Origin of the sequence: Desmospora profundinema (assembly GCF_031454155.1) — a bacterium.
GTDB lineage: Bacteria > Bacillota > Bacilli > Thermoactinomycetales > DSM-45169 > Desmospora > Desmospora profundinema.
This window is the reverse complement of the sequence record NZ_JAVDQG010000003.1, coordinates 536,500-542,699: the sequence shown is the minus strand read 5'-3', so window position 1 is coordinate 542,699 and position 6,200 is coordinate 536,500. Positions and strand designations below refer to the sequence as shown.

Below are 6,200 nucleotides of genomic sequence, written 5' to 3'. Positions count from 1 at the left end.
GCCGCTTTTCGCTCCAGGTGTTCGCGCTCCATCTGCTCCGCTTCCAGACGTGCTTGGCGCTCCGCTTCTTCTTGGGCACGGCGTTCGGCTTCTGCCTGCTCTTCCGCTTTTCGCTCCAGGTGTTCGCGCTCCATCTGCTCCGCTTCCAGGCGTGCTTGGCGCTCCGCCTCTTCCTGAGTCCGGCGTTCGGCTTCTGCTTGCTCTGCCGCTTTTCGCTCCAGGTGTTCGCGCTCCATCTGCTCCGCTTCCAGACGTGCTTGGCGCTCCGCTTCTTCTTGGGCACGGCGTTCGGCTTCTGCTTGCTCTGCCGCTTTTCGCTCCAGGCGTTCGCGTTCCAGGCGTGCTTGGCGCTCCGCCTCTTCCTGAGTCCGGCGCTCGGCTTCTGCCCGTTTTGCCGCTTCACGCTCCAGGCGTTTGCGTACAATTTGTTCCGCTTTCAAGCGTGCTTGGTGTTCCGCCTCTTCCTGAGCCTGTTCTTTCGTTTCCCCCGATTCCTCTTGCCGCTTCAGGCGTTCACGCTCTCTCTGTTCCGCTTCCAGCTTTGCCTTTCGGGCTTGTTCAAGCCGCTGTTGCAAAACACTGGAGGAGTGAGAGGGGGGATCCGGATGGTAAGAGGGCACCGGAGGGATATCCGCTTGTGACTCCGACTGGGTCTGATCCTGCTTTTTTACAGCTTCCGATGAGGAAGGCTCCACCTGCATCGGTGGAGCGGAGGATGCCTCTTTTTTGACACCCGAACGGCGCAATAAGTGATCCAATACTCCTTTGGAATCCCGTCGTTTTAAGTAAGTTTCCAATTGGGACGACACATATCGCGACGGCCGGTTAAAACTGCGCTGGATAAACCTTCCCAATGGCTTCGGGAAATTTGTTTCCGGAGGCAGCTTTTTAATTGGCTCATCCAACATGTGTCCGGTGAATAACATATACAAAAGATTTCCCCAATCAATGACCGGGTCCGGCAGCGTTCGTCCGTCCACGCCACAGAAAAGAATCTGAAGTTGCCCCTCTTCTGTCATTCCGATATTGGACGGATGGAGCAGTGTGTACATCCGTAACGGTTTTTCTTTCAACACGTCTTCCACAGGAAACAGGGTGCGCACCCACTCCAAAATCGTATCTTCATCCACACCGCCGCGAGCCACGGTTTCATTCAACCGTTCCCGGTACGCGACATAAGGCCGGATAAAAACCAATGACCGCTCTTCCGAAAACACCTGGGTATATGGGAGGATGAGCGGATGGTTTTTCAAAGAGAGATACTGTTGGATTGCCCGGGGCGGCGCCGGCTTTTGCAGTTGGGTGTGTTGCAGGTAGACCTTCTCCCCACCCACCGTCGCCGTTGCCCATTCCCCCTGGAAAAAGGGTTCGACGGTTTCGATCTGGTATTGGTCCCGGTATCGTTCCCCGACTGTAAAAAACGACAACGTCCTCTCCCCCACTTCTCTATTTCAACCATTCCCAATTTCCTTTGATTGGTCAAAGAACATCATTTTCAGAATACCACAGGCTTCCACAAGCGTACAGACACATTCCGCGTAAATACACATTTATTCCCGTTTATTCGACAAAGACCGCCCCCCACCTTGGATGATACGGCTGGCTTATTTACCCCTTCCATTCCACCGGCGTCCCTTCGGCATTTAAACGCCAACGACCGTGGACCAACCGGGTTCCTCCCCACCACCAATCCATTCCCAATATATCCACGCGGTCCACTTCTCCCGCCAGCACGGCCTCTCCTTCTGATGTCAGTCGAATGGGACCGTCGGTGATCGTGCGATCCGGACTCGACCCCTCTTTCCAGTTCGTATCGAGTAGGGGCCGCCCTTCGGAAGCAGTCAGTTCATTTAATATAGCTGCAAAATGAACATCGGTTAATCCATCCCTCGGACGCTCCGCAGCTACTCTTTGGAATATTTCATAAAAATCGTCATACCCTTCCTGCACCAGACGGAGAGCTTGTTCCTCCACCCGGTTTAATCCGTTTCTTTCAGATGGAAGGTATTCCAAATGACAGCGGAAGGCATCATGGAGATGAAACAAAAACAGCTCCTCTCGCAACCAACGATGTACTGCGATTGGCGTAGGAGAAACAAAGGCATCCCATGCACCCTCCGCCCTCTCCAACTCCCTTTCCTCCATGGGCCAGCGCCCATCCCAGAGTTGATTCAAATCTGCTTCGGTGACGGTTGTCCGTTGCGGCACTTCCACCAAAAAAACTGATTTTAATCCCAATTGACGAATACGAACCGCCAGGTATAACAACGTCAACTGATCATAGCGGTCCGAATTATACCATAACGCAACGGAAGTGGAAGGCGGAATCCGCTCCAACCGTTGTTCCTGATAACGACAGATCATCTCCATCTGTTCACGCGGAAAGCCGATCCGTTCTTCAAAAAAAGCGGCCCGATGCCGGATCCGCTCTTCTATCGTCCAATCCCGGGAAAACGGACCAAAATCCATCATTTCCCGCCAGACAAATACTTCTCCCTCGATCCGGGTCCATGTGCGCAACCGCTCTCCCCATTCCTCTCCGTTGACGATATGGATCACGCCAGTTCCCCCTTGTTCCGATCAAATTGTCACCTTCCAGCATGACATATTCATACGGAAGACGCCACCCATTCGATTAGTACTACAGTTGCATTTGTACTAAACGTGTATATGAGTGTGGATTGATCGGGCTGGCGGGCTGTCTTCGATCTCTTGCAAAAAGCGCAAAGGATCGCAGCCATCCCACCACCCTCCCTTCTCACATCTGCACCTGCTCTTTAAGTACAACTGTAGTATTAAGGCGTGTCTGAACAATCCGTAGGACGAGATCCCTGGTCGGTACCCGTCTTCGTTTCGTTGCAAAAAAGCGCACATAGCGAGTGACCCAGGCGCGACTTGTGCTCTGTGAGTGCAAAGGCGAAGCAAGGACCGTACCGCCCCCCTCTACTCACAGAAATTAAATGACTTAACAGGCCTTAACAGACAATGTTCCTTGCTCCACCACCGGTTCCCCCGATAGAATAGAAAACATGAAAACCTTTATCGCCCACAGGAGGAACTTATGAAGCAAAGCCGCTCTTCTGCCTTACATAAAGAAGCGTTGGATGTCATCGTCGGTGGGGTAAACAGCCCTTCCCGATCTTTTCGAGCTGTAGGGCTGGACCACCCTCTCTATATGAAACGGGCACAGGGTGCTTATTTTTGGGATGAAGACGACAACCGTTATATCGATTACCTGGCCGCTTTCGGCCCCATCATCCTGGGACATGCCCATCCCCATGTCACTCAAACCATTCAAAAAGCAGCCGCCGACGGGGTGTTATACGGAGCGCCGACAGAGAAAGAGCTACGGTTTGGACGTCTATTACGGGAGGCGATCCCTTCCTGCCAACAACTCCGCTTCGTCAACAGCGGCACAGAAGCAGTCATGAGTACCATTCGCCTTGCCCGGGCATACACCGGGCGGGATAAAGTAATCAAATTCGCGGGATGCTACCATGGCCATTCCGATCTGGTGCTGGTGGCCGCCGGATCCGGACCGTCCACCTTGGGCACTCCCGACAGCGCCGGAATCCCCCAAAGTTTGGCCAGTGAAGTCATCACGGTCCCATTTAACGATGCAGCAGGGTTAAAGGAAGCCCTGAACCGCTGGGGAGAGCAGGTGGCTGCGGTTTTGGTGGAGCCGTTAGTGGGAAACTTCGGGATCGTGGAGCCCAAACCGGGCTTTTTGGAAACGATCAATCAGCTGGCTCATGATGCCGGCGCTTTGGTTATTTATGATGAGGTCATCACCGCTTTCCGCTTTCACTATGGCGGTGTTCAAACCTGGTATGGAGTAGAGCCCGATCTGACAGCCCTCGGAAAAATTATCGGCGGCGGCCTGCCCATCGGTGCCTACGGAGGAAGACGGGAAATCATGGAACAGGTGGCGCCCATGGGACCCACCTACCAAGCGGGCACCATGGCGGGAAACCCTCTCTCCATCTCGGCGGGAATCGCATGCTTGGAAGCACTCTCCCAACCGGATGTCTATACGGAATTGGACCGCAAGGGGCGCCGTTTGGAAGAAGGCATACGCACCATGGCCCAGCGGGCAGGCATGCCCATTCAGGTAAATCGGACCCGAGGAGCTCTCACCCTCTATTTCACCGATCATCCGGTGACTGATTATGAAGGGGCAAAAGCCGCTGATGGTGAACAGTTCGGCCGTTTTTTCCGGGCCATGCTGAATCAGGGGGTTTATCTGGCCCCGTCCAAATACGAAGCCTGGTTTTTAACAACCGCTCACTCGGATGAAGACATCGACCACACGCTGGAAGCCGTAAAAACCGCTTTTTCCCAGCTCTGATCTGGAGGTTGTGTAATGGACCCGACAGCTAGTCTGTACCAACGGATGGGAGGAGAGGAAACCATCCGTAAGATCGTGGAATCGTTTTATCCGCGGGTGCAGCAAGACCCTCTCCTGGCACCGCTGTTTCCTAAAGACATCGAACCGGTGATGGAAAAGCAGCGGCAGTTTCTGACGCAATTCTTCGGCGGCCCCGCCTTGTACAGCCGTGTACACGGCCATCCCCGGCTGCGGGCACGCCACCTTCCCTTCCCCATCACTCCGAAACGAGCAGAAGCCTGGCTCCGGTGCATGTCGGAAGCTCTGGACGAAGCCGGAATCAAAGGGGAGTTGCGAGATGAAATGTGGAGCCGGCTCTATTTCACCGCCGCTCATATGGTAAACCAACCGGGAAAAGAAGGGGAATAGCTCTTTTACCGCCCGTCATCCCACACTCAACGAAAGAACCGCCTCCTTGGGCGGTTCTTTCGTTGTCAGCAAATGCTGTGGTTATATTCTTTGCGAGCGGGAAAACCCCTGGCTTCAGCTATGGGGATGAAAGCGAGCATCGTTCGGTATCCCCCTTGTGGGGATGCTAAGAACGACAAATTCTGAAAAGTCATTTACAAACATACGTTCTATGGATACAATGAAGAGTAGTTGCTCCTTGAAAAGTGGATAGCATATGGGGTTGTGCAAGCCAATCGTCTTGCACGTAAAATGCTATGCGTACCTCAATTGTTGGAATGAAATGCGAAAACCAAGCAGTCATTCCAAACGTAAGACATGGCAACTACACTCTTTTTAACCGTGGGGCTCACGGGGTTCGCTTGGTAAATTTCTCCGGGTTACTGGAGATTACCCAAGAATCCCCTGCGTTTACGCATGGGGAGTGTCAAAGCCCATCACTCCTATGTAGAACCCGAACTGCGGGAGACGTCCCGTTCGTAAGGCACTCCCCCCATCCCCTTTTCCGCCTCCTCCACCGAAGATCGGGGTGAAACGTTGTGAACCAGCTCCCCACGCCGTACCGGAGACGGAACTTCCCGATTGTCCGGCACTCCGTAGATATCTCTATCCCGCCTGATCCACTTGATGAATACATAACCCAGCATACCCCCGTAGATTCCCTCCTGCATGATCTTCATAATCACGCCGCCCATTTGTTGATCGTCCCTCGGATCCATCATCGATAGTACGCTCTCTCCACCGGTATAGGAGGCGAACAGCACATGGTCGGCAAAAATGATCAAGGCGCAAGCGGGAGTCAGCAGCACACCTGCAGCTGCAATATAGGCCATCTTGCGCAGGGGGGTAAGGAGCGTGTACTCCGGCAAGGGAGACAAAACCGGCCACCACATCAAGCCCGCCGCCGCCATCAATACAAAGTGGGCCGACCACTGAAGCGAATGGGTTCCCATCAACGCATCAAAGACGGCCGGAATATGGTAGATGGAAAACAGGCCGTTAAACCATACCAGAGCGATGAGGGGCTTGGTTCCAAAACGGAGGAATCGGTCCAGCCCTTTCCACCCCCATATCACCTGCCACAGCCAATCGGGAATCCCACGGATAAGAAGTGGCGGAACCACCAGATAAAGGATGGATTGCTGAAACATATGGACGCTGAACAATTCATGACCGATCCATGCCAATGGGCTTCCCAAAGCCAAGTAGAACAGGAGCAGCCCCCCCAAAAAAAGGATCTTCCGTGAAGGGGCCACCCGTGATGAGCCATGGAAACGCGATCGCCAACGGCCGGTAGCAGACAAGTAGAGAGCTGCCACCACCAACACCAACAGATTGAGTCCTCCATTCCACAACTGGGGAACAAAGAACTGCTTCCAAAGAACCTCCATCCGTATCTTCCCCT

Annotated in this window: 4 protein-coding genes and 1 pseudogene; 2 read left to right on the top strand and 3 right to left on the bottom strand. The window is 53.7% G+C overall.

The features are described 5' to 3' along the window. Positions 1 to 1,427, bottom strand: a pseudogene (locus JOE21_RS08995) (cell envelope integrity protein TolA); the annotation flags it as partial. Positions 1,428 to 1,608: 181 nt separating this feature from the next. Continuing rightward, positions 1,609 to 2,559, bottom strand: a complete 951-nt coding sequence (locus JOE21_RS08990; RefSeq protein ID WP_309864940.1) for a DUF1835 domain-containing protein — start codon at positions 2,557 to 2,559, stop codon at positions 1,609 to 1,611. A gap of 502 nt (positions 2,560 to 3,061) precedes the next feature. On the opposite strand from JOE21_RS08990, the gene JOE21_RS08985 reads away from it, so the two are divergent. Beyond that, complete coding sequence (locus JOE21_RS08985; protein WP_309864938.1) at positions 3,062 to 4,348, top strand: glutamate-1-semialdehyde 2,1-aminomutase; 1,287 nt, start codon at positions 3,062 to 3,064, stop codon at positions 4,346 to 4,348. 15 nt (positions 4,349 to 4,363) lie between these two features. Then, complete coding sequence (locus tag JOE21_RS08980; protein WP_309864933.1) at positions 4,364 to 4,756, top strand: globin domain-containing protein; 393 nt, start codon at positions 4,364 to 4,366, stop codon at positions 4,754 to 4,756. Between the two features lie 482 nt (positions 4,757 to 5,238). On the opposite strand, the gene JOE21_RS08975 is transcribed toward JOE21_RS08980, so the two are convergent. Next, positions 5,239 to 6,186 carry a cytochrome c oxidase assembly protein gene (locus JOE21_RS08975; RefSeq protein WP_309864931.1) on the bottom strand — a complete coding sequence of 316 codons (948 nt, stop codon included), beginning with the start codon at positions 6,184 to 6,186 and terminating at the stop codon, positions 5,239 to 5,241. Between the last annotated feature and the right edge of the window lie 14 nt (positions 6,187 to 6,200).

What these genes read in the sequence shown, in the direction of transcription:
- JOE21_RS08985 (WP_309864938.1), top strand. Translation starts at nt 3,062, where the DNA reads ATGAAGCAAAGCCGCTCTTCTGCCTTACATAAAGAAGCGTTGGATGTC.
- JOE21_RS08980 (WP_309864933.1), top strand. Translation starts at nt 4,364, where the DNA reads ATGGACCCGACAGCTAGTCTGTACCAACGGATGGGAGGAGAGGAAACC.
- JOE21_RS08975 (WP_309864931.1), bottom strand. Translation starts at nt 6,186, where the DNA reads ATGGAGGTTCTTTGGAAGCAGTTCTTTGTTCCCCAGTTGTGGAATGGA.